Source organism: Nocardia carnea, from assembly GCF_029868855.1.
In the GTDB taxonomy this organism is placed as follows: Bacteria; Actinomycetota; Actinomycetes; order Mycobacteriales; family Mycobacteriaceae; genus Nocardia; species Nocardia carnea_A.
This window is the reverse complement of sequence record NZ_JARWOV010000267.1, coordinates 1-21,649: the sequence shown is the minus strand read 5'-3', so window position 1 is coordinate 21,649 and position 21,649 is coordinate 1. Positions and strand designations below refer to the sequence as shown.

The 21,649-nt window shown below is 68.4% G+C and carries 18 protein-coding genes; 7 read left to right on the top strand and 11 right to left on the bottom strand.

Annotated features, from left to right (window positions below; all coding sequences use genetic code 11):
• Window positions 1-38: 38 nt before the first annotated feature.
• From speD to QH195_RS27760, 3 genes are all read right to left on the bottom strand, one after another.
• Complete coding sequence (gene speD / locus QH195_RS27770) at window positions 39-434, bottom strand: adenosylmethionine decarboxylase (RefSeq protein WP_280437568.1); 396 nt, start codon at window positions 432-434, stop codon at window positions 39-41.
• Between the two features lie 33 nt (window positions 435-467).
• The gene (locus tag QH195_RS27765; protein WP_432278514.1) at window positions 468-2,942 is read right to left on the bottom strand and encodes a DEAD/DEAH box helicase; all 2,475 of its coding nucleotides are present in this window, start codon (window positions 2,940-2,942) and stop codon (window positions 468-470) included.
• Window positions 2,943-3,035: 93 nt separating this feature from the next.
• The gene (locus QH195_RS27760; RefSeq protein WP_280420428.1) at window positions 3,036-3,971 is read right to left on the bottom strand and encodes a PAC2 family protein; all 936 of its coding nucleotides are present in this window, start codon (window positions 3,969-3,971) and stop codon (window positions 3,036-3,038) included.
• 416 nt (window positions 3,972-4,387) lie between these two features.
• Here QH195_RS27760 and QH195_RS27755 point away from each other — a divergent pair, with 416 nt between their 5' ends.
• A complete protein-coding gene (locus QH195_RS27755; RefSeq protein ID WP_280437566.1) occupies window positions 4,388-5,734 on the top strand; it encodes a DUF4192 domain-containing protein in 1,347 nt (448 codons plus the stop codon).
• 14 nt (window positions 5,735-5,748) lie between these two features.
• Here the strand turns inward: QH195_RS27755 and galE are convergent, their stop codons facing one another.
• Together galE and QH195_RS27745 are read right to left on the bottom strand one after the other, a co-directional pair.
• Window positions 5,749-6,729, bottom strand: a complete 981-nt coding sequence (galE, locus tag QH195_RS27750) for a UDP-glucose 4-epimerase GalE (RefSeq protein ID WP_280420430.1) — start codon at window positions 6,727-6,729, stop codon at window positions 5,749-5,751.
• A gap of 3 nt (window positions 6,730-6,732) precedes the next feature.
• The gene (locus QH195_RS27745) at window positions 6,733-7,419 is read right to left on the bottom strand and encodes a metal-dependent transcriptional regulator (protein ID WP_280420431.1); all 687 of its coding nucleotides are present in this window, start codon (window positions 7,417-7,419) and stop codon (window positions 6,733-6,735) included.
• Between the two features lie 183 nt (window positions 7,420-7,602).
• On the opposite strand from QH195_RS27745, the gene QH195_RS27740 reads away from it, so the two are divergent.
• Together QH195_RS27740 and QH195_RS27735 are read left to right on the top strand one after the other, a co-directional pair.
• Window positions 7,603-8,856, top strand: a complete 1,254-nt coding sequence (locus QH195_RS27740; RefSeq protein WP_280420432.1) for an acetoin utilization protein AcuC — start codon at window positions 7,603-7,605, stop codon at window positions 8,854-8,856.
• A complete protein-coding gene (locus QH195_RS27735) occupies window positions 8,849-11,554 on the top strand; it encodes a bifunctional GNAT family N-acetyltransferase/acetate--CoA ligase family protein (RefSeq protein ID WP_280437565.1) in 2,706 nt (901 codons plus the stop codon). Before QH195_RS27740 ends, QH195_RS27735 begins: the two co-directional genes overlap by 8 nt.
• Window positions 11,555-11,867: 313 nt before the next feature.
• On the opposite strand, the gene QH195_RS27730 is transcribed toward QH195_RS27735, so the two are convergent.
• From QH195_RS27730 to QH195_RS27720, 3 genes are all read right to left on the bottom strand, one after another.
• Entirely contained in the window at window positions 11,868-12,836 is a 969-nt protein-coding gene (locus tag QH195_RS27730; protein WP_280420434.1) for a sigma-70 family RNA polymerase sigma factor, read from the bottom strand.
• Window positions 12,837-13,012: 176 nt separating this feature from the next.
• Window positions 13,013-14,530 carry a DUF7059 domain-containing protein gene (locus tag QH195_RS27725; RefSeq protein WP_280437564.1) on the bottom strand — a complete coding sequence of 506 codons (1,518 nt, stop codon included), beginning with the start codon at window positions 14,528-14,530 and terminating at the stop codon, window positions 13,013-13,015.
• Between the two features lie 54 nt (window positions 14,531-14,584).
• On the bottom strand, window positions 14,585-15,025 hold the full coding sequence (locus tag QH195_RS27720; RefSeq protein WP_348536894.1) for a DUF3099 domain-containing protein: 441 nt from the start codon (window positions 15,023-15,025) through the stop codon (window positions 14,585-14,587).
• Window positions 15,026-15,120: 95 nt separating this feature from the next.
• On the opposite strand from QH195_RS27720, the gene QH195_RS27715 reads away from it, so the two are divergent.
• Entirely contained in the window at window positions 15,121-15,357 is a 237-nt protein-coding gene (locus QH195_RS27715; protein WP_195054589.1) for a DUF3039 domain-containing protein, read from the top strand.
• Between the two features lie 8 nt (window positions 15,358-15,365).
• Here the strand turns inward: QH195_RS27715 and QH195_RS27710 are convergent, their stop codons facing one another.
• Window positions 15,366-16,451, bottom strand: a complete 1,086-nt coding sequence (locus tag QH195_RS27710) for a YihY/virulence factor BrkB family protein (protein ID WP_280420436.1) — start codon at window positions 16,449-16,451, stop codon at window positions 15,366-15,368.
• Between the two features lie 177 nt (window positions 16,452-16,628).
• On the opposite strand from QH195_RS27710, the gene QH195_RS27705 reads away from it, so the two are divergent.
• Window positions 16,629-18,371, top strand: a complete 1,743-nt coding sequence (locus tag QH195_RS27705; RefSeq protein ID WP_280420437.1) for a DEAD/DEAH box helicase — start codon at window positions 16,629-16,631, stop codon at window positions 18,369-18,371.
• Between the two features lie 24 nt (window positions 18,372-18,395).
• Here QH195_RS27705 and QH195_RS27700 read toward each other — a convergent pair whose 3' ends face one another.
• Entirely contained in the window at window positions 18,396-18,992 is a 597-nt protein-coding gene (locus QH195_RS27700) for a TetR/AcrR family transcriptional regulator (RefSeq protein WP_280420438.1), read from the bottom strand.
• A gap of 102 nt (window positions 18,993-19,094) precedes the next feature.
• Between QH195_RS27700 and QH195_RS27695 the strand changes: the two genes are divergently transcribed.
• Window positions 19,095-19,835 (top strand): SDR family NAD(P)-dependent oxidoreductase, encoded by a 741-nt coding sequence (locus QH195_RS27695; RefSeq protein WP_280420439.1) that lies wholly within the window; start codon window positions 19,095-19,097, stop codon window positions 19,833-19,835.
• A 295-nt stretch (window positions 19,836-20,130) separates the two neighbouring features.
• Here QH195_RS27695 and QH195_RS27690 read toward each other — a convergent pair whose 3' ends face one another.
• Window positions 20,131-20,592, bottom strand: coding sequence for a DUF6194 family protein (locus QH195_RS27690; protein ID WP_280437563.1), 462 nt, complete (start codon window positions 20,590-20,592; stop codon window positions 20,131-20,133).
• A gap of 62 nt (window positions 20,593-20,654) precedes the next feature.
• Between QH195_RS27690 and QH195_RS27685 the strand changes: the two genes are divergently transcribed.
• Window positions 20,655-21,377: a MerR family transcriptional regulator gene (locus QH195_RS27685; RefSeq protein WP_280437562.1), complete on the top strand. Its 723-nt coding sequence runs from the start codon at window positions 20,655-20,657 to the stop codon at window positions 21,375-21,377.
• Window positions 21,378-21,649: the final 272 nt, after the last annotated feature.

The window sequence follows — 21,649 nt, the reverse complement described above, 5'->3', positions numbered from 1 at the left end:
TGGTGCATGTGGGCGGGACAGCTGGAGCGGCCGGCGAGTCATCCGCCGCCGACCTCGGCTCCGTCCCTGCCGGGCGCCGGTGCCCGGCCGCGCCGCACCGTCGAGATCCGCACCCGGCGCGGTGCCAATGCGGCGCGCAGGTGGTCGGCGACGGCCTCGGCGCTCTCGGCGGAGGCGCCACAGGTGAAGACATCGACGAAGATGTCACCGGTCTCCGGGTACGTGTGCAGGGAAGCGTGTGACTCGGCGAGCAGCGCCAGCACGGTGACCCCGTACGGCTCGAACTGCTTGCTCACCATTTCGCAGATGGTGACCCCCGCGGTGGTCAGCGCAGCGTGCAGGGCGGCCGTGAGCCGATCCCGGTCGTCGCACAGCGCACTGTCGACCCCACCGAACTCGGCCAGCACATGCCGGCCGGTGAACTCCGCCGTCACGACCCCTCGACCTCACTCATTCGCCGTCGGCGGTCACCCGGATACCACCGTGACCTCGTCGAACACCACATCGCCCGCGGCATCGGATTCGGCCAGATCCACGGTGGCGAGAATCGCCCAGCCGTGATCGCCGGCCGGGTCGTCGATGACCTGCCGGACCTGCCAGAAGCCGGGGCGTGTCTCGATCCGGAAAAGCTGTGGGCCCCGGGCGTCCGGGCCGGTGCCGATACCGTCGTACTCGGCGAAATAGGGTTCGAGATCGGCCGCCCAGTCCGGACCCGGGGACAGATCCGTCAGCTCGGCCCACCGGCGGCGGGATGCCAGTTCGACCCGGCGGAACATCGCATTGCGCACCATCACCTTGAAGGCGCGCTCATTGGCAGTGACAGGACGGACGGTTTCGGCACCGAACGCGAGCTGTTCGGCATCGGTTTCGGCGCCCGCCCCCGTCAGCTGCTCCCATTCGTCGAGCAGGCTCGAATCCACCTGGCGCACCAGCTCACCCAGCCACTCGGTGAGATCGTCCAACTCCTCGGTCCGGGCAGCCTCCGGCACGGTGCGCCGTAGCGCCCGGTAGGCATCGGCGAGATACCGCAGGACAACGCCTTCCGAACGGGCCAACTCGTAATACGAGATCAGCTCGGTGAAGGTCATCGCCCGCTCGACCATATCGCGGACCACCGATTTCGGCGACGGTGCGAACTCCGACAGCCACGGGTGTCCGGCCCGATAGGTCTCGTAGGCTGCCTCGATCAGTTCGGCCAGCGGTTTCGGCCAGGTGATCTCCTCGAGCAGTTCCATCCGCTCGTCGTATTCGATCCCCTCGGCCTTCATCTCGGCCACCGCCTCGCCGCGGGCCTTGTGCTGTTGAGCCATCAGCAGCTGGCGCGGATCCTCCAGTGTGGCCTCGACCAGCGACACCATGTCCAGCGCGTAATCGGGCGAATCCCGGTCCAGTAGTTCGAATGCCGCCAGGGCGAACGGCGACAGGGGCTGGTCCAAGGCGAAGTCGCGCTGCAGGTCCACGGTGAGACGGGCGTAACGGCCCTGCGCGTCGGGTTCCGGTAGCTGTTGCACGACCCCGGCATCACGTAGGGCCCGATACAACCGCACGGCCCGCAGAATATGCCGCCGCTGCGCCGGCCGCGGCTCGTGATTGTCCTCCAGCAGATGGCGCATGGCCTCGAAACAGTTGCCCGGGCGCGCGATCACGTTCAGCAGCATGGCGTTGGTCACCGCGAACCGCGACACCATCGGCTCGGGCGCGGCGGCAACCAGACGCTGGAAGGTTTCCTCGCTCCACGACACAAAACCTTCGGGCGGTTTGCGGCGCTGCACCTTGCGCATCTTCTTCGGGTCGTTGCCCGCCTTCGCCAGCATCCGGGCGTTCTCGACCTCGTGCTCGGGTGCCTGCACCACCACAGTGCCCATCGTGTCGAAACCCGCCCGCCCGGCGCGGCCGGCGATCTGATGGAATTCGCGAGCCTTGAGCCGCCGGGTACGGACCCCGTCGAACTTGGTGAGCCCGGTCAGCAATACCGTGCGGATGGGCACGTTGATGCCCACACCGAGAGTGTCGGTACCGCAGACGACTTTCAGCAGGCCGTCCTGGGCGAGGCGTTCGACCAGCCGCCGGTACTTGGGCAGCATTCCCGCATGATGCACACCGATTCCGTGCCGGATCAGCCGCGACAGCGTCCGGCCGAAACCGGAAGAGAACCGGAACTCGCCCAGTGCCTCGGCGATCGCGTCCTTCTCGGCCCGGCTGGCGAAGTTCGCGCTGGTCAGCGCCTGTGCGCGCTCCAGCGCTGCGGCCTGGGTGAAATGGACGACATAGACCGGTGCCTGGTGGGTCGTCACCAACTCGGTGAGGGTTTCGGTGATCGGTGTCCGGGCGTAGGAGAAGTTCAGCGGGACCGGGCGTTCGGTGCCGGCCACCACCGCGGCACTGCGGCCGGTGCGCCGCTCGAGGTCGGCGGCGAAGAAATCGACCTCGCCGAGTGTCGCGGACATCAGCAAGAACTGGGCGTTCGGCAGTTCCAGCAGCGGAACCTGCCAGGCCCAGCCCCGATCGGGGTCGGCGTAGAAGTGGAATTCGTCCATCACCACCTGGCCGATATCGGCGTTCGCGCCCTCGCGCAGCGCGAGGTTGGCCAGGATTTCGGCGGTGGCGCAGATGATCGGCGCGGTCGGGTTGACGGCAGCGTCGCCGGTCACCATACCGACCCGTTCGGCACCGAACACCTCGCACAGCGCGAAGAACTTCTCGCTCACCAGCGCCTTGATGGGGGCGGTGTAATACGTACGCCGGCCTGCCGTCAAGGCGAACAGATGCGCGCCGACCGCGACCAGAGATTTCCCCGAGCCGGTCGGGGTGGAGAGGATGACATGGGATCCGGAGGCCAGTTCCATCAGCGCCTCGTCCTGCGCTGGATACAGCGGTGTCCCCTGATCGGCTGCCCATATCGCGAACGACTCGTACAACGCGTCGGCGTCGGTTCCCGGTATCTCCAGCAGTTCGGTCAGATCCACCCGGGACACCCTACGTCGTGCCCGGTGCCGATCACCGGCACGGTGTCCGTGTGCCGGTGATCACCTCGCTCAGTTCTGTTCGTCGTCGGAGTAGCCACCCTGTTCGGCCAGGAAGCGTTCGAACTCGGCACCCAGCTCCTCGCCGCTCGGCAGCTCACCCTCGCCGACCAGCAGACTGGACTGGCGCTCCTGGGCGGTGACGAACGTGTCGTACTGGCGCTCCAGCGCCTGCACCACTGTCTCCACCTCGGCATTTCCGGCGATATGCTCGTTGACCTGCTCGCGGACCCGCGCCGCGGCCTCACCGAGAGCCCCCAGCGGGAATTGCAGGCCGGAGTTCTCGCCGAGATGTTCGAGCAGCGTCTGCGCGGCCTCCGGGTAGGACGTCTGCGCCAGGTAGTGCGGAACGTGCACCGAGAAACCCAGCGATTCGTGGCCGTGCTGGGCCATCCGATATTCCAGGAGGGTGGAGGCGCTGGCCGGAACCTGCAGTTCACCGGGCCAGCGCTGGTTGTCCGGGATCAGATCGCGGTTCGAGGAATGCGCCGTCACGCCCAGCGGGCGGGTATGTGGAATCGCCATCGGGATGGCGCTGAGGCCGATGGTGCGGCGAACTCCGAGCTGTTCGGCGAGCAGCCGCACCGCGGTGGTGAACTTCTCCCAGCGCAGGTCGGGTTCCATCCCGGCAAGGAGGAGGAACGGCGTGCCCGCGGTATCACGTACCGCCCACAGATTCAGTTCGGGTTCGGCGTAGTCGGCGAAATGATCCGTTTTGAAGGTCATCAACGGCCGCCGCGACCGGTAGTCCAGCAGCTCGTCGACATCGAACGACGCGACCAGCTCACTTTCCAGGCTTTCCCGCAGGTGGGTCGTGGCAAGCCGGACGGCGTGGCCGGCGTCGGAGTAACCCTCGAGGCCGTGCACCAGAACCGGCCCCGAGCCGTCGTCGGACGACAGCTGCGGAGCGGGGAACTCCAGTTCGTACATTCGCGACTCGTAGTCCATCGCGTACTCCTTCCTGCGCGATCCGTCGGCGGGGCCGGTAGAGCAACTGCTGGTGTTCGCTGCCGCGCCGCGAGCCGCGAATCACACTTCATTGTCCCCCATGACGATGAACGGCCACACGGGGCCGTACATCGGCTCTCTGCGGTGACAACAGCGGCTGCCGCCGGTGAATTCCCGGCGCCGACCGGCCTCGATGCCGAATCGGGGGTGGTGCGCGGCCGCCGAACGAAGGGAGTGTGGCACAGCCCTCGCGCGGATGTATCGCTTTCGGCTCCGATGCTTCCCCGAGGCCGTGCACCCGGCCTCCGGGCGGCGAATCCGTACACAACCCGAAGTTATCCACAGACTTGCCTGTTTCCGGCATCCTCGCAGCTCACGACGGCGAGCTGCGAGAACCCGCGCCCCATGATCGGTCCATGACACCCGCAGCGACCTCCGTCCCACATTCTCTTGCCGGCCCGCTCCGCGCACCCGATCATCCGGCGCCCGCCCCCGGTGGCCGAGCTGCCGCCGGCGCCGGCGGCCGATGCCCGACCGCCCGGGCACTCGGCACCCGGACACCCGGGGCGACCACTGCCCGCTCCGGCGTGCTACCCGCCCAGGCCGGCGACAAACCGGCCGGCTCGGCACTGCTCCGCTGCGCCGAGGGAGCGACGGGCGAATACGACCGGCTCACCCGGCCCGGTCCGGCGCGGCTCGACGATCCGGGGGACCTGATCGCAGCGATTCCCGCCATGCTCGGATTCCGTCCCGAACGTTCGTTGGTGCTGGCCGTGCTCTGTGCCGCGCCCGACGCCCCGGACAGCGCGGTCATCGATCTCGTCGTCCGGTTCGATCTGCGGCCGCCCGCCGACGGGCGGCCGTTCGACGACGGGACCGTCGCCGCGGCGGCATCGCGAGTCTGCGCCCGGCCGGGCGTGGTGGGGGTGCTCGTCGTACTCGTCGACGAGGGATTGCCGGATCCGGAAGGGCCGTCATTGCAACCGATTCCGGTCCTCGCCGCACTGGAGCACCGGTTGGCGGCCGCCGCTGTGCCGGTCCGCGCCGTTTGGGCGGCCCACTCGATCTGCGAGGGCCACCCCTGGTGGAGTGTCACCGATCCGGGCCGGCGCGGTCTCATCGCCGACCCGGTCGCCTCTCGGGTGACGCTGAATCGAGTCCTGGACGGCCGGCCGATCCGCCGCTGCCGAGACGAACTGACCGCGCTGATCGCGCCGGATCCCGCATTGTGTGCTCAGGTTTCGGCCGAGCTGGGCGCGGCGCAGGCCCGCGCCAAGGACCGGTACGCCGCCGCGGCCCGGCGCGAGGACCCGATCGGTTTCCTGCGCGGGGAACTCGTCACCATGCTCTGGTTGATCTCGAACACCGAATCCGGTGCCGACCTCGACGCCCGTGAACTCGCCGATATCGCCGTGGCACTGCGCGACCGGGAATTGCGGGACTGCATGTTCGCGCTGGCCGCGACCATGCATGCCGAGGCGGCCGAGCAGGTGTGGTCACGACTGGCGCGTGCGCTGGAGGGTGCCGACCGGGCCGAAACGGCCATGCTGCTGGGCTATTTCGCCTACGTCCGCGGCGACGGCCCGTTCGCCGGGATCGCCCTGGACGCCGCCCTCGATGCGGACCCGCATCATTCGATGGCCACCCTGCTGCACACCGCACTCGAGGCCGGGATGCGCCCGGAGCGCCTCCGCGACCTGGCGCGGTGCGGCAGGGACTGTGCCGCCACCCTCGGCGTGGATATGGACGCCACGCAGTGGTGAACGATCCACCTGAGTCAGCGGGCGCTGTGCGCGCGGGGGCCGAGACTCTGCAGATAGGCCCATGCGGTGGAAACGATCTCGTCGAGATCGTTGTGCTCGGGCTTCCAGCCGAGTTCGTCGACTGCCCGGCGGCTGGAGGCGATGAGCACCGCCGGATCGCCCGCGCGTCGGGGCGCGTCGACCGCGGTGATCGGATGGCCGGTGACCCGCCGGCACGCCGAAATCACCTCGCGCACCGAGAACCCGGTGCCGCTACCGAGATTGAACACCCGATGGGTGCCTTCGGTAGCGGATTCCAGGGCCAGCAGATGCGCCTGCGCCAGATCCAGGATGTGGATGTAGTCGCGCACCGCGGTCCCGTCCGGTGTCGGCCAATCGGTACCGAACACTGCGATGGAATCCCGATGGCCCGCCGCGACCTGCAACACCAGCGGGATCAGATGGGTTTCCACCACCCGGTTCTCGCCCAGGCCGCCGTAGGCGCCTGCCACGTTGAAATAGCGCAGACTGGTGGCGGCCAATCCGTGCGCCACCGAATAGGACGTGATCGCATGATCGATGGCCAGTTTGGACGCACCGTAGGGATTGGTGGGCCGGGCGGGCGCATCCTCGGTGATCGGAACCTGCTCCGGTTCGCCGTACACCGCCGCGGTCGAGGAGAACACCAGCCGCGGAGTTCCGGTCTCCCGGATGGCCTCGAGCAGCGCAAGCGTTTTCACCACGTTGCCGTGCCAGTACTTTCCCGGCTGCTGTACCGATTCACCGACCAACGACTGCGCCGCGAAATGCAGAACACCGTCGAACCGACGGGCGCGCAGCAGATCCGGCGCGACCTCGGCCACATCGCCTTCGACGAATTCGACACCCGCCGGCACTCCGTCTGCATTACCGGTCGACAGATCGTCCACGACGACCACATCGTGTCCCTGCTCCCGCAGGACGAGCGCGCATACCCCACCCACATAACCGGCACCGCCGGTGACCAGGAGTTCCATGGGTCAGACCAGCTTTACCTGGACGGCGTGGGCCATTTCGTCGGGAAGCTCGAAACCCCCGTGCCCCGGAACGGTGATCACCACGGCTCCCGGTTTGCTCTCGACCGTCACGCGGGCATCGGGCACCACGCCGGCCTCCCGCAACCGGCCGATCACCTCCGGATCGGTCTGGATATGTTCGGCCAGCCGCCGCACCACCACGGCGTGCGTCCGGCCCTGCGGCAGCTCGGAAAGCCGTTTCAGCGGCTCCTCGTGCAGATCGGCGGCATTGATACCGAGTTCGTCCAAGCCGGGGATGGGGTTGCCGTAGGGCGAGGTGGTGGGGTGGTTGAGCACCTCGACCAGCCGCCGCTCGACGTCCTCGCTCATCACATGTTCCCAGCGACAGGCCTCGGCGTGGACGTTCTGCCAGTCCAGGCCGATGATATCGACGAGCAGCCGCTCCGCCAGCCGGTGTTTGCGCATCACGGCCACCGCCATGCTGCGCCCCTTGTCGGTCAGCTCGAGATGCCGGTCACCCGCGACCAAGAGCAGCCCGTCGCGTTCCATCCGTGCCACGGTCTGACTCACCGTCGGCCCGCTCTGCTCGAGGCGCTCCGCGATCCGGGCGCGCAGGGGTACTACGCCCTCCTCCTCGAGGTCGTAGATGGTACGGAGATACATCTCCGTGGTGTCGACCAGATCCTTCACTGTTGCCCCTTCGTCGGCACGAATTCTACCTGCGCACCAGCGACCCCGGTCGGACGGAGCGGGTCGCGTGACGCGATGGGAATACCGGCGGCGCGCGGTTCGGCGCCGCTGTCGCACATACATGTATTTCTACTGCATGACAACGTCGGATGGGGTTCCGCCCTTCCCGATACGGTTGCGATCATGGCCACTTCAGCACCGCAGGCAGAATGCGGCGACCCGCATGCGGCGACAGTCGTGTGGAGCGACCGGTTTCTCGAGTACTCGTGGACCCCCGACCACCCGATGAAACCGGCCCGGCTGCGGTACACCATGGCACTGGCGCGCGCGCTCGGCGTGCTGGACGGTATCGAAACGCTGGAGCCGGCCGCGGCCGATACCGGTGAGTTGCTTCGCGTACACACCGGGGACTACATCGAGGCGGTACGCCGGGCGGTGCCCGGCGAGGAACAGGTGGACCCGCCCTACGGCCTCGGCTCGTCCGACAACCCGGTCTTCCCCCGGATGCACGAGGCCTCGTCGGTGATCGTGGGCGGCACACTGGCCGCGGCTCGGGAGATCGCGGCGGGATCCACCCGGCGGGCGGTGAGCATCGGCGGCGGGATGCACCATGCCATGCCGGGGCGTGCGGCCGGCTTCTGTGTGTACAACGACGTCGCGGTGGCCATCTCGTGGCTGCTCGACCACGGTTTCGACCGGATCGCCTACATCGACGTGGACGTCCACCACGGGGACGGCGTACAGCACGCGTTCTACCGGGATCCGCGCGTACTCACACTCTCGATCCACCAGCACCCCGCGACGTTGTGGCCGAACACGGGCTGGCCGGAGGAGACGGGTAGCGGTTCGGGTGACGGCACCGCGATCAACCTGCCGCTGCTACCGGGTACCCGGGACCCGCAATGGTTGCGCGCGTTCCATGCGGTCGTACCCGGCGCGGTCGCGGCGTTCCGGCCGCAGCTGATCATCAGTCAATGCGGTGTCGACACCCACCGGGAGGATCCGCTGGCCGATCTCGAACTCGGTGTCGAGGGCCAGACGGCCGCCTTCGCCGCCATGCGTGATCTGGCCGACCGGTACGCCGAGGGGCGATGGCTGGCGGTCGGGGGTGGCGGGTACGGCCTGGTCCGGGTGGTGCCGCGCGCCTGGACCCATCTTCTCGCCCTCGCCCTGGACCGCCCGGTGGACCCGGCGACCGCAATACCGCAGGATTGGATCGATCTCGTGCAAACCGAAAGGCCGCGGATATCGCCGCCCCGCACGATGGGCGACGGTGTGGATATCGCGTTCCAGCGCTGGGACGGCCCGGGGGGGACCGCGGAAACCGGGGACGCCCGGATCGACCGCGCGCAGCGCGCGGTCGATACCGCCGTCCTCGCCACCCGCCGTGCGTGCTTCGGCCCGCTCGGCCTGGACCCGGAGGACCCGCGTGACTGAACCGGCCGAAACTGTACCCGACGACCCGGCCCCGGCACCGCAGCACTGGCACGCCGATGTCCTGGCCTCCGACGGAGGTGTGGTGCGGTTGCGCCCGATCACCCCCGCGGACGCCGACGAACTACAGCGATTCCACACCGCGCTCTCCGAACGCACCCGGTATCTGCGCTACTTCGGGCCCTACCCGCGGATCTCACCGAAGGATCTGTACCGCACCACGCATGTCGACTATCGCGATCGGGTCGGTCTGGTCGTCGTGCTCGGGGATTCGATCATCGCCGTGGGCCGGTACGAACTGCTCGACCGATCGGGCAAGCGCTCCGCGGAGGTCGCTTTCGTCGTGGCGGACGGTCACCAGGGCCGCGGCCTCGGTTCGATCCTGCTCGAGCATCTGGCGGGCGCGGCGGCGGAGAACGGGATCGAAACCTTCGTCGCGGAGGTACTGGCGGAGAACACGGTGATGGTCACGGTATTCCGGGAGGCGGGTTACCAGGTCGAACGCAGCCGCGACGGGTCGGTGCTGCACCTCGAGTTCGCCATCGATCCCACCGAGGCGTTACGTTCGGTCCGGGATGCGCGCGAGCGGGCCTCGGAGGCCCGCAGCGTCGGCAATCTGCTCGCGCCGCGCTCGGTGGCGATCATCGGTGCCACCCCCAGTACCGGACGGGTCGGTGGGGTGGTCTTGGCGAATCTGCTCGACGGCTCGTACCACGGTGCGGTGTATCCGGTGAATCCCGGGCGCCGTTCGGTCCGGGGAGTGCACGCCTATCCCACGGTGCGTGATATCCCCGAAGAGGTCGATCTGGCGGTGGTGGCGGTGCCGGCCGCCGAGATCGGTTCGGTACTCGACGACTGTATGGCCAAGGGGGTCAAGGGTCTGCTGGTGTTGTCGGCGGGCTTCAGTGAAACCGGGGAACAGGGTCGCGCTGCCGAAGCGGAACTGGTCGCGGCCGCCCGCGGCCACGGCATGCGAGTCGTGGGGCCGAGCGCCCTCGGTATCGCCAATACCGATCCGGCCGTCGGGCTCAATGCGACCCTGGCCACGGTGCTGCCCGGCCGCGGGCGAATCGGGTTCTTCTGTCAGTCGGGGCCTTTGGGCGTGGCGATCCTGGCCGAGGCGGCCACCCGGAATCTGGGCTTGTCCACCTTCGTATCCGCTGGTAACCGCGCCGATGTCTCCGGTAACGACCTACTGCAGTACTGGGATACCGATGCCGACACCGATGTGATCCTGCTGTACCTGGAGAGTTTCGGTAACCCGCGGAAGTTCTCCCGGATCGCGCGCCGGGTCGCACGGAACAAACCGATCGTGGCGGTGAGCCCGAGCCGGCTGGCGGCGCGCGGGGATTCGGGCGGGGAACTGGATCGCGCTATCGTCCGCGATCTGTTCGCCCAGTCCGGTGTCGTTCAGGCGGAATCGATCTCGGAGATGTTCGACTGCGCGGCGCTGCTGGGTTACCAGCCGCTACCTCGCGGTCCTCGTCCGGCGATCGTGGGAAACAGTACGGCTCTCAACTGGCTCACCGCCGACGCCGCCCGCAGCGAGGGGCTCAGCGCCGCGGAACCGGTGGATCTCGGACCGCAGGCAACGCCCGACGATTACCTCACCGCCGTGACCGCGGCCCTGCGCGCGGACGATACCGACGCGGTGATCGTCATTTTCGCGCCGCCGATCCCGTTGCCGCAGAACGGGTATGCGGAAGCGATCCGTACCGCCGTGGCCACCGTATCCGGCGACAAGCCGGTACTCACCACCTTCGCCAGCGGGGACGGTATCCCGGATCTACTTGCGGTGCGTGGGGCGGGAGCCGCAGCGATCCGCGGTTCCATCCCGTCCTTCCCGGACCCGGCGCGTGCCGTGCGGGCACTGGCGCGGGTACAGCGCTACGCCCGTTGGCGCGATCGACCCGTCGGGCCGGACCCGGCGACCACCACCCGGCCCGATACCGATTCGGCCCGTCCGGCCGGGATCGACAGCGAACGCGCGGTCGCATTGATGGCCGGATGGATGCGTGATTCGGGTGGCGGCCGCAGGCTGGCCGACGACGAGACGGTTGCGCTACTTGCCTGCTATGGAATTTCGGTCGTCGATTTCCGTGCGGTCCGTGATGTCGAATCGGCGGTGGCCGCAGCCGAAGAACTCGGCTATCCGGTGGCTGCGAAGGCGACCAACGAGAGCTGGCGGCGGCGGCCCGATATGAGCTGGGTGCGCTTGGACCTGTGGCGGCCCGAAGCGGTACGCCAGGCCTACCGTGATCTCGTGGACTTGTGCGGCGATCCGCTCCTGCATATTCAGCGGATGGCGCCCAAGGGCGTCGGTTGCGTGCTGCGGGTGCAGGACGATCCAGCGTTCGGTTCGGTTATCGAATTCGGTCTGTCGGGACCGATTATCGAGTTGCTGGGTGACCGGGCCTATCGCGCGCTACCACTCTCCGCGGACGAGGCCGCCGCCTTGATCGACGCCCCGCGGGCCGCGCCGCTGCTGAACGGCACACCGGCCAGCCCGCGGGTCGACAAGGCCGCCTTGATCGACCTGACCCGGCGGATATCGGCCCTGTTCGACGACCTCCCCGAAATGCGGGAACTGTCCTGCGAGCCGGTACTTGCCAGCCCGGAATCGGCCGCGATCCTGTATGCCCGTGCCCGGATCGGACCGCAGCCGAGTCGTTTCGATACCGGCCCGCGACGCCTCGGCTGAAGCAGATTCACATCCCGGATTTCCGCGTGGTCGGGTCGCACGGTGACAACCGGTGCCTCGGTCGCTCCGGCTCGAAGTCGGCGGCCGGCGCGAAATCCGCGGATACCTCGCTGAGCGGCCGGTCCTGCGCGGCTGCTCAGCGCCGCGGGGTTGTGCGAGAGCGGGCGGGCCCGGTTGGCGAGAAGCTGGTGTGCAGCGCGGGCGTGGCATGTGTTCCCCACGACCCGATCCGGAGGCGACCGATCGTCCCAGAAGTCGCCGATGACCGGCCGAGGAGGCCGGTCATCGTGGATTCGTGTGGGGTTGTCGACGGTCAGCTGGCGTAGGCACGCAGCCGGTCGGCTCGTTCGCCCTTGCGGAGCTTCGACATGACCTCGCGCTCGATCTGGCGGACCCGCTCCCGGGACAGACCGAACAGTTTGCCGATCTGATCGAGGGTGCGCGGCTGCCCGTCGTCCAGGCCGAAACGCAACCGGATAACCTGCTGTTCGCGTTCGTCGAGGGTGTTCAGCACGCTGCGGACATCGTGGTGCAGCAGGCCGGCGATCACGGCGCTTTCGGCCGATGTCGCCTCGGAATCCTCGATGAAATCGCCCAGCGGGGCTTCTTCGTCGTTACCGACCGGCATATCCAGGCTCACCGGGTCGCGGCTGTGGTCGAGAAGATCGGCGATCTTCTCCACCGCGATACCCGATTCGGCAGCCAGTTCCGCATCGGTGGCTTCCCGGCCGAGCTGTTGATGCAGTTCACGCTTGATCCGGGCGAGCTTGTTGACCTGCTCCACGAGATGGACCGGAAGCCGGATGGTGCGGCTCTGATCGGCCATACCGCGGGTGATGGCCTGGCGGATCCACCAGGTGGCGTAGGTGGAGAACTTGAAGCCTTTGGCGTAGTCGAATTTCTCCATCGCGCGGATCAGGCCGAGGTTGCCCTCCTGGATCAGGTCCAGTAGGGGCATCCCGCGACCCGTGTACCGCTTCGCGAGCGAGACGACCAGCCTCAGATTGGCTTCCAGCAGGTGCGACCGTGCGGCTTGGCCCTCCCGGACGACGATCGCCAGATCACGCTTGCGGGTCGCCGACAAACGCTTGCCGGTCTCCAGCAGGTGCTGGGCATAGAGACCCGCCTCGATGCGCTTGGCCAGTTCCACTTCGTCGGCGGCGGTGAGCAGCGCGGTCCGTCCGATCCCGTTCAGGTACACGCGTACCAGGTCGGCGGCAGGGCTCTGGGCGTCGAGGTCCGTATCACTGGGGCGCACACGAGTGGTGGCGGGGCTTGTCATGACTTGCCTCCTGTCGGTGGTGTCTCACTCCGAACAACGGACCCGACATAGGGAAAGTTCCCTCGCCGGGCGCGGATAAACCGCTCTGAACTGCGGTTTTCAGGGTTACGTTCTGAGAAGTTCCTGAGAACGGAACGGGCCGGGACGCGAAGAACAGCCACCGCGGAGGTGAACGTCTAGACCGGGTGCACCAGTCCGTGCCGCACCAAGCCGGTGACCACCCCCAGCGCCGCCGTGGCGAATTCCGGGTCCACCTCGTCGGATCCCTGGGACAGTGCCAGCAGTTCGATCAGTTCATACAACGGCAGGCCGTCGGATCGCATTCCCGCCAGCAGGGAGACGGTGGTCTCGTCGACCTCGTGCTGCCAGCGGGGCCCGTCTCCGCGGTGCAGGCGTGCCACCCGCTGATTCCAGCCGTCCTCGCCGGGCAGGTAGACCCGTTCCAGCGCGGTGGCCGGATCGACCCGGTAGCGGCAGTTCCAGGCGGTCGCCGGGTCGGCGGCCACCGCCCGCAACCAGGCCGACCGTTCGAAATGGGCGAGCGCCTCCGCGCCGAGCGGGTCCTCGAAGCCGTGGGTCAGGTCCTCGGCCAGGACCTCGGTGGGGCCGTCGAAGGCACGCAGGTAGACGAACCCGAAGCCGATTCCGGTGACCTCCGCTCTCTCCAGGGCGGCCAGCCACTCCTCGGCCCGCTCCTGGGCCGCCGGGCTGCGCGGGTCCAGACCGGCGTCGCGCAGCCAGGTGCCGACGTACAGCGCCGGATCGGCGATATCGCGCTGTACGACCCATGCGTCGATGCCGTATGCGGGCAACCAACCCGAAACGCGCTGCCGCCAGTCCTCGTCCTCGGTGTGGACCCAGGCAGCCAGTACAGCCGCCGTCCCGCCGGGCGCGAGCAGATCCGGAAGGCGGGAGATCACCAGTTCGCTCGCCCCGTCGAGGGCGAGCCCGGAATCCCGGTAGGTGTGCTCGACCCGGGCGGGACCGACGACGAACGGTGGATTGGCGACCACCTGATCGAATCGGCGTCCGGCGACCGGCTCGAACCACGATCCGGGGAGCAGTTCGATATCGAGCTCGTTCAGTGCGGCGGTGGCCTCGGCCAGCCGCAGGGCGCGCGTATTGATATCGGTGGCGGTCACGGAACGGGCGTAGCCGGCGGCATGCACTGCCTGGACACCGCAGCCGGTGCCGAGATCCAGCACCGAACCGACAGGGGCCGCCGGGGTCGCCCGCAACAACGACAGCGATGCATGGCCGACACCGAGTACATGGTCCTCGGTCAGTGTCCGGCGGTGCATCGAATCGTCGAGATCGGACAGCACCCAGCGATTACCCGCGCCGGTATCGATCGGGCGCAGGTCGAGGGCCGCGCGCACGAGGTCGCCCTCGGTGGACAGGAGTCCGGCCGCGACGGCGTCGGCCACCGCGACCGGTGCCAGTGCCGCCGCAACCTCCCCCTCGGGGACCGCATCGCCGAGGAGCAGCAGCCGCACCAGCGTGCCCAATTCGCCCGCGGTACGGGCGGCGCGCCGCACGGGGACCGGTTCACCACGTCCCAGGGCGCTGTGCACCTCGGGGCCCAGAACCTCCAGGAGCGTGTCGGCCTCGTAGCCCACGCGAGTCAGGGCCGCGCGCAGGTCCGGGCACAGTGCGGTGAGGGGCGAGGCGGCGGTCGATCCGTGTATGGGCACAGGCGTACTCTGCCACTCGCGTGCGGTGCCACCGGCGCCCGGCGCCGATAGCTGTTATCCGTCGATCGCGTCGTGGCGGCGTTCTTCGAGCGCGGTGCGCGGGCGGTCCCAGCGGCTGGGTTCGTTCTTGTCCCGGGGTGGGCGATCGTTGGCGATGAGTACCGCGACCCATGGCAGAGGTACAGATGCCGCCATGATCAGAATCGCGATCAGGGCGTTCCCGAAGACGGAGTAGGAGATACCGGCCAGGATCAGCGCGGGAATCCGGAACGCCATGATGATCGTGTAGCGGCGTACCCGGGCGCGATGCTGGTCCTGGAAGGAAGGTGCCGCCTCGGTGATCAGTGCCGCGTGTTTCGCGTCGTCACCGGGAAAGTATCCGGACGAACGGGGGGGACGGGCCGGCCGCGGTGCGCCGATGTCTTCACCGAGACCGCTCGCACCGGCGTCGATGTGCTCCGGGCCGCGCCCGGAGTCTTCGCCGTGCTGCTGCATACCTTCGAGTCTTGCACTACCGCGGCGTGGGCGTAACCCCGGTGGGTACCCGGCGGTGCGTGAGGACGGCGGTGCGGTACGGCATCATGGAGTGCGTGAGTACCGATACTCTGGTTCGCCCCGATACGACCACCGACGAAACCACCGGTGACGACACCCCGAAGTTCTTCCACTATGTGAAGAAGGACCGGATCGCCGAGAGTGCCGTGATGGGCACGATGGTGGTGGCGCTGTGCGGTGAAGTGTTCCCGGTGACGCGCTCGCCGAAGCCCGGCTCGCCCGTGTGCCCGGAGTGCAAGAAGGTCTACGAGCAGCTGCGTAAGGGCGACTGAGCGCTCTTTCAGCGCAGGGTCGACGACGCCGGTGTGCCACCGGTGCCGCTGTCCCGTGCGCCGGCGTGCCCGCGGCGATGCGGCGGGATCCGGTGCGCACCCGGTTCGGGCGGCTCCCGGTCCTCGCCCGGTGGTGTATCGCGGCGTTTGGCCAGCCAGGCCCTGAACTGTTCGATCCGGGTTGCCCGCGCCGGCCAGAACTCTTGTACGGCGGCATTGAACTCGGCGCCGAGGATCACCGCGAAACCGAGGAAGAACGTGAACAGCAGGAACGCGATCGGGGTGGCCAGTGCGCCGTAGGTGACTCCGGTGCGGGTGACCAGCGCCAGGTATCGGCGCAGCACATCGCTGGCCGCCATGAAGAACACTCCCGCGAGCAGCGCGCCCCAGAACAGCCGGTGGTACGGCAGTGAACTGTGCAGGGCGAATTTGTAGAGCGTGGCCAGGCCGACGATGAGCAGTAATCCCACCGCGGGGTAGTAGAAGGAATCGATCAGCCGCAGCCCGGGTTCGCGCCACGCATCGGGCAGGATCCGGCCGATCAGTACCGGTCCCAGCGCGATGAGCGGCAGGATGAACACCGCCGCGACCAGGAACTGCACGTACAGCAGCAGAGCGAAGATCCGCTGCCAGACCGGGTGGCGCGCGTCCTGCTGGCCGTGTGCTTCGACGATTGCGTCGACAAAGGTCGCCATGGCCGACGAGCCCGCCCAGAGCGAAAGCACGAAGCCCACCGAAACGAAGGCCGCGCGGCCCTGGCCGAGGACATCGCGGACGGTCGGTTCGATGAGATCGGTGACAACGCTGGGGTTGAAGAGATCACGGCTGAAGGTCAGAATTTTCGATTCGACGATCTCGACGGTGTCGGGCCCGAACAGGCCACTGACGTACCCCAGACCGCCCAATAATCCGAACAGCAGCGGTACCAGCGACAACGTCTGCCAGAACGCCGCGGCGGCGGATTTGGCGAAGATCGAATCGTTCCAGGACTTCACCGCGACCCGGACGACCAGCCGCCGGGTCTGGACCAGGGCATGCCGCAGCCACGAGGTATCCCGGCGCGGGCTCCCGGGTTCGTTTCCGTAGCTGTGCATGATCAGTCCAGCATCTCCTACCCGTACACCCCGTGGTGTGGCGCACGGCGGACGTGTCGGCGGTCGGCAGGTGAATCACCGGTTACCCGGCGCGGCGTCACCGACGTATGTGACACCGGTCGCGGCGGCCGCGCCGGTTTGGCACCATCGTGGCGGCGGCCGCTAGTGTTTGTCTCCGTGACCGATGCGAGCGGCGCCACGGCGACGGAAGTTCCGGGCGCATCCCTGCGCGCCTGGCAGCGGCGCGCCCTGACCCGTTATCTGGCCACCAAACCCCGTGATTTCCTTGCCGTCGCCACCCCGGGCGCCGGTAAGACCACGTTCGCGCTGCGGGTGGCCGCCGAACTGCTGGCCGATCGAACGGTGGATCAGATCACCGTGGTCGCGCCCACCGAGCATCTGAAACACCAGTGGGCTGCCTCGGCGGCGCGGTCGGGCATCGCGCTGGATTCGAACTTCTCCAATACGACCGGTGGCACTTCGGGTGACTATCACGGCGTGGTCGTCACCTACGCCCAGGTGGCGGCGCATCCGTTCAAGCATCGGGTGCGGACGGAGAACCGTCGCACTCTGGTGATCCTGGACGAGATCCATCACGCCGGTGACGCCAAGAGCTGGGGTGACGCGGTGGCCGAGGCATTCGGCGACGCCACTCGGCGGCTGGCACTCACCGGTACCCCGTTCCGCAGCGACGACAGCCAGATCCCGTTCGTCACCTACGAACCCGACGAGGCCGGGCTGCCGCGGTCGCGGGCGGATCATTCCTACGGCTATGCCGAGGCGCTGGCCGACGGTGTCGTGCGCCCGGTCGTCTTCCTCGCGTATTCGGGTGAGGCGCACTGGCGGGACAGTGCGGGTGAGGAGTACACGGCCCGGCTCGGTGAACCACTGAACGCCGAGCAGACCGCCCGGGCCTGGCGTACCGCGCTCGACCCCGCGGGCGACTGGATCTACGCCGTACTGCGCGCCGCGGATATGCGGCTCGCGCAGCTTCGCGAAGGCGGTATGTCCGACGCCGGCGGGCTGGTGATCGCCTCCGACCAGGAACGCGCCCGGTTGTATGCCGAACTCCTGGAACATCTCACGGGAAACAAGCCCGTGCTGGTGCTGTCCGACGATCCGACGTCCTCGGCCCGGATCGGTGAATTCGCCGCCGGCAACCAGCCGTGGATGGTCGCGGTGCGCATGGTGTCCGAAGGTGTGGACGTTCCGCGGCTGGCGGTCGGGGTTTATGCCACCAGCGCCTCCACCCCGCTGTACTTCGCACAGGCCATCGGCCGCTTCGTGCGTGCCCGGCGGCGGGGCGAGACGGCCAGTGTGTTCCTGCCCTCGGTCCCTGTTCTGCTCGACCTGGCCGCGCAGCTCGAACTGCAGCGCGACCATGTGATCGGTAAACCGCACCGCGAGAAGGACGGTCTCGACGACGAGCTGCTGACCGAGGCGAACAAACAGCGGGACGAACCGGGTGAGGAAGAGAAACGGTTCGTACCGCTGGCTGCCGACGCCGAACTCGACCAGGTGATCTACGACGGGTCCTCGTTCGGTACCGCAACGTTCTCCGGTAGCGCCGAGGAAGCGGATTATCTGGGCATTCCGGGCCTGCTCGATGCCGAGCAGATGCGAGCTCTCCTGCGGGAACGCCAGGCGCGCCAGGTCGCCGAACGCTCCAAGCCCGAACCGGCGCCCACCGCACCGTCCTCCGTCCCCGCCGGCAACGCCGCCGAGCGAGTGGCGACCGCCGACAAACTGGGGGAACTCCGCCGCGAGCTGAACAGCCTGGTCGCCATGCACCACCACCGCACGGGTAAACCACACGGGGTCATCCACGGCGAACTGCGCCGCCAGTGCGGCGGCCCGCCCACGGCCCTCGCTACAGCGGACCAATTGAGCGAACGTATTTCCGCCCTACGTCGTATGTGACCCGCTGGTGCCGTATCCCGCCGGTCAGTGGGTCGGCCACGCGGTCATGGCGCGGTCGACGGCCCGGGTGAGTTCGTCGTGGCCGGCGCCGTCGCGGGCGCGGATGGACAGTCCGTAGAGGATCGTCGTGTAGAACTCGGCGAGTTCCGCGGTATCGGTGTCGGCCGGCAGGTCACCCTCGGCGACGCCGCGGTCGAGCCGGGCGTGCACCCGGGTGTGGGTTTCGCGGCGTTTGTCCGCGAGGAGGTCGCGGACGCTCTCCGTGCGCATTGTGTACGTCGACCCGGCGAGGACGACCATGCAACCGTGTGGCTGGTCCGCGGCGGTGTACGCGCGGATGTTGTCGCGCAGCATCGTTTCGATCGCGGTGCGGGCCGTGGGTTGGTCGCTCAGCGCGCGGCCGGTGTAGCTGCCCTCGAGGCGTCCGTAGAGTTCGACCGCCTCCCGGAAGAGCGCTTCTTTGCCGCCGAATGCCGCGTACAGGCTGGGGGAGTTTATCCCCATGGCGGCGGTGAGATCGGTGATGGACGTGCCTTCGTATCCGTGCTCCCAGAAGACCTCCATGGCGCGGCGCAACGCGAGGTCGCGGTCGAAGGCCCGTGGGCGTCCGCGGTCGGCCATGTCCGTCCTTTCTGTATCGGTCGTTAAATATACCTCTTGACGAAGGGTGTCACCGTCGGCTTTCCTATTTATGTATCGATCAACACAAAAATAGGAGACGAAATGCCGGATCTGACTGGCTCGGTAGCGCTGGTGACCGGAGGTAGCCGTGGAATCGGTGCCGCCATCGCGCGGCGCTTGGCGGCCGAGGGCGCGGACGTGGCGGTTACCTATCGGCATACGCGGGACCGGGCCGGGGCCGTGGTCGCGGAGATCGAATCGCTGGGGCGGCGTGCGATCGCAGTTCCCGCCGACAGCGCCGATGCCGCCGCCGTGGTCGCCGCGGTCCATCGGGCCGCCGCCGAACTGGGTGGACTGGACATCCTCGTCAACAACGCGGGTATCTTCCCCAGCAAGCCCTACCGCGAGTTCACGCTCGAGGAGGTGGACCGGGCCCTGAACGTGCACGCACGCGCCGCATTCGTAGCCGGCCAGGCCGCACTGGACCATATGGGCGAGGACGGGCGGATCATCAGCATCGGCAGCAATCTCACCGACCACGCTCCTTTCGGTGGGTTGAGCCTCTACAACATGAGCAAGTCGGCGCTGAACGGTTATACGAAGGCCCTCGCCCGAGAACTCGGCCCCCGCGGTATCACGGTCAACCTCGTACAACCCGGCCCCACCGACACCGATATGAACCCGGCGACCGGCGCGCATGCGGCGGACCAAATCGGGCGCATCGCGCTCGGGCGGTACGGAGCCGCGGAAGATATCGCCGCCACGGTCGCGTTCCTGGCCGGTCCGGCCGGGCGCAGCATCACCGGTTCCTTCGTCACGGTGGACGGTGGAGTGAATGCGTGAACCGGCCGGGTTCCGCCTGGGGGGTCGGCGGTTTCGCGGCCTTCCCATGGCCGCCGCAGGCTGAGATTCGTGGGATTTCCGGTGCAGGCTCTGCGATTTCGACGGTTTGGGGCAGCCCCGGCTCCGGTCGTTTGCCGCGCCACGGCCGGCCCCGGACGGCGGCCGGTGCGAATGCGCCGGCCGCCCTCGGTCCGGGAAACATCTCGTCCGGCCGCGGTACGGGTTTGCCCTGCGGCCGGATGTGCCGCCGGTCGAAGGTATTCCGGCGCGGAGACCAGTGGCCCGCCGCGGGTTCCTACCGGCTCTTCTCCGCGCGCGAGCGAGCACGGTCGTACGCGATCCGGAGCAGGTCCCGGGCCGCCTGTGTGGTGCGCGGGCCGGGTTCGACGATCGCCAGCCAGCCCGCACTCCCGTACACGGGGTGGGCGATCACAGTGTCGCGCGCACTCGGGTCGTCGTCGACGGATTTCGCGTCCCGGGGGTGGTGGCCTGTCCACTCGCGAAAGGCTTCCGGGCCGGCGGCGATATTCAGGCGAAAGCTGCCCGGGCGGTCGAGCCGCGATCGGTCGTCGTCCGGATAGTTCTTGGTCACGATGGTGGCGAACGGCTGAGTCCGGGCCGGGACCTCGCCGTCCGGTGCGTAGTAGAAGAACGTATCGCCCCAGGCGAGTTCGGGGGAGCCGTCACCGGGGGCCGGCCGTAGCGTCAGGACGCCGCCGAGCGCGGTGAGGTATCCGGTGATTTCATCGATGGTCATGAGCTCAAGCGTTACATTGAAGTGCTTGTGGAGACTTTCTCTGAATATCGACAGGTGGTGACGTGCAAACTCGCAACTCGGTAGGTTTGCGGACCGCGGAGGTCGCACGCCGCACCGGGTACTCCGTTCAACAGGTGCGCAACCTGGAGCGTGACGGTGCGCTGCCCCCGGCGACCCGGACGGCCACCGGGTACCGGGTGTACAGCGATGTCCATGTCCGGTCGGCCCACGCGTATCGCGCCCTGGCCGCCGGCACCGATCCTGCGACGGCGAAAACGATCCTGCGCGCGGTGCACAACCGAGATCGCCCGCGGGTGTTCGCGCTGCTCGATACCGCGCACGCCCGGCTCGACCGCGAACGCCGGGACCTGGACGCTGCGCGTACGGCGGCCCGGGCCATCGCGGACGAACCGCTCACCGATATCCGCCCCGCCGACGCCATGAGTATTTCCGAACTCGCCCGTGCGCTGGGGGTGCGCCCTTCGACGCTGCGGCACTGGGACGCCGCTGGTTTGGTGGTGCCGCGCCGCTCCGGCACCCGGGAAGCCCGCGTCTACACACCCGACGACGTACGGGCCGCGCGGCTGGTGCACCAGCTCCGCCTGGCCGGCTACGGAATCGAACCTCTGCGGAAACTGGTCCCCGAGCTCCGCGGGCGGCGCCACTGGGACGATCTCGCGGCGGTGCTGACGGCGCGCGATGCCCGGATCGACTCGCGTTCCGCTGCCCTGTTGGAAGGCGCCGCCGCGCTGAGCGCCCTGCTCGGTCTCCCGGAGACCAGGTGAGCGGACGCCGCTGAGGGCCGTAAGCGAACAGCGGGTTTCTCCTCGCTGTATGGCAGGTGTTGAGCCTCGCCGGCCGGCCACTCGGGACGAACCGGGACCGCTGTCCGCACAGCTCACCGCACCGTTCCACTCGATGCCGTGATCAGCCGGCGTGGGGGGGGGGCCGGGCGAAGCGCGCGCCCGGCGCGCATTGAGTGTAGTGGAGTGAAGCCAACGGCCGGCGCCCGGGGCGAGGTGTTTAGTTTTGTGGTGGAGCGCAGCGCCGGGGGGCG

Excerpts from the sequence above, each read along its gene's own strand:
- QH195_RS27760 (WP_280420428.1), bottom strand. The coding sequence starts at position 3,971 with ATGGACTACGAGTCGCGAATGTACGAACTGGAGTTCCCCGCTCCGCAG.
- QH195_RS27755 (WP_280437566.1), top strand. The coding sequence starts at position 4,388 with ATGACACCCGCAGCGACCTCCGTCCCACATTCTCTTGCCGGCCCGCTC.
- galE (WP_280420430.1), bottom strand. The coding sequence starts at position 6,729 with ATGGAACTCCTGGTCACCGGCGGTGCCGGTTATGTGGGTGGGGTATGC.
- QH195_RS27740 (WP_280420432.1), top strand. The coding sequence starts at position 7,603 with ATGGCCACTTCAGCACCGCAGGCAGAATGCGGCGACCCGCATGCGGCG.
- QH195_RS27730 (WP_280420434.1), bottom strand. The coding sequence starts at position 12,836 with ATGACAAGCCCCGCCACCACTCGTGTGCGCCCCAGTGATACGGACCTC.
- QH195_RS27720 (WP_348536894.1), bottom strand. The coding sequence starts at position 15,025 with ATGCAGCAGCACGGCGAAGACTCCGGGCGCGGCCCGGAGCACATCGAC.
- QH195_RS27710 (WP_280420436.1), bottom strand. The coding sequence starts at position 16,451 with ATGCACAGCTACGGAAACGAACCCGGGAGCCCGCGCCGGGATACCTCG.
- QH195_RS27700 (WP_280420438.1), bottom strand. The coding sequence starts at position 18,992 with ATGGCCGACCGCGGACGCCCACGGGCCTTCGACCGCGACCTCGCGTTG.
- QH195_RS27695 (WP_280420439.1), top strand. The coding sequence starts at position 19,095 with ATGCCGGATCTGACTGGCTCGGTAGCGCTGGTGACCGGAGGTAGCCGT.
- QH195_RS27690 (WP_280437563.1), bottom strand. The coding sequence starts at position 20,592 with ATGACCATCGATGAAATCACCGGATACCTCACCGCGCTCGGCGGCGTC.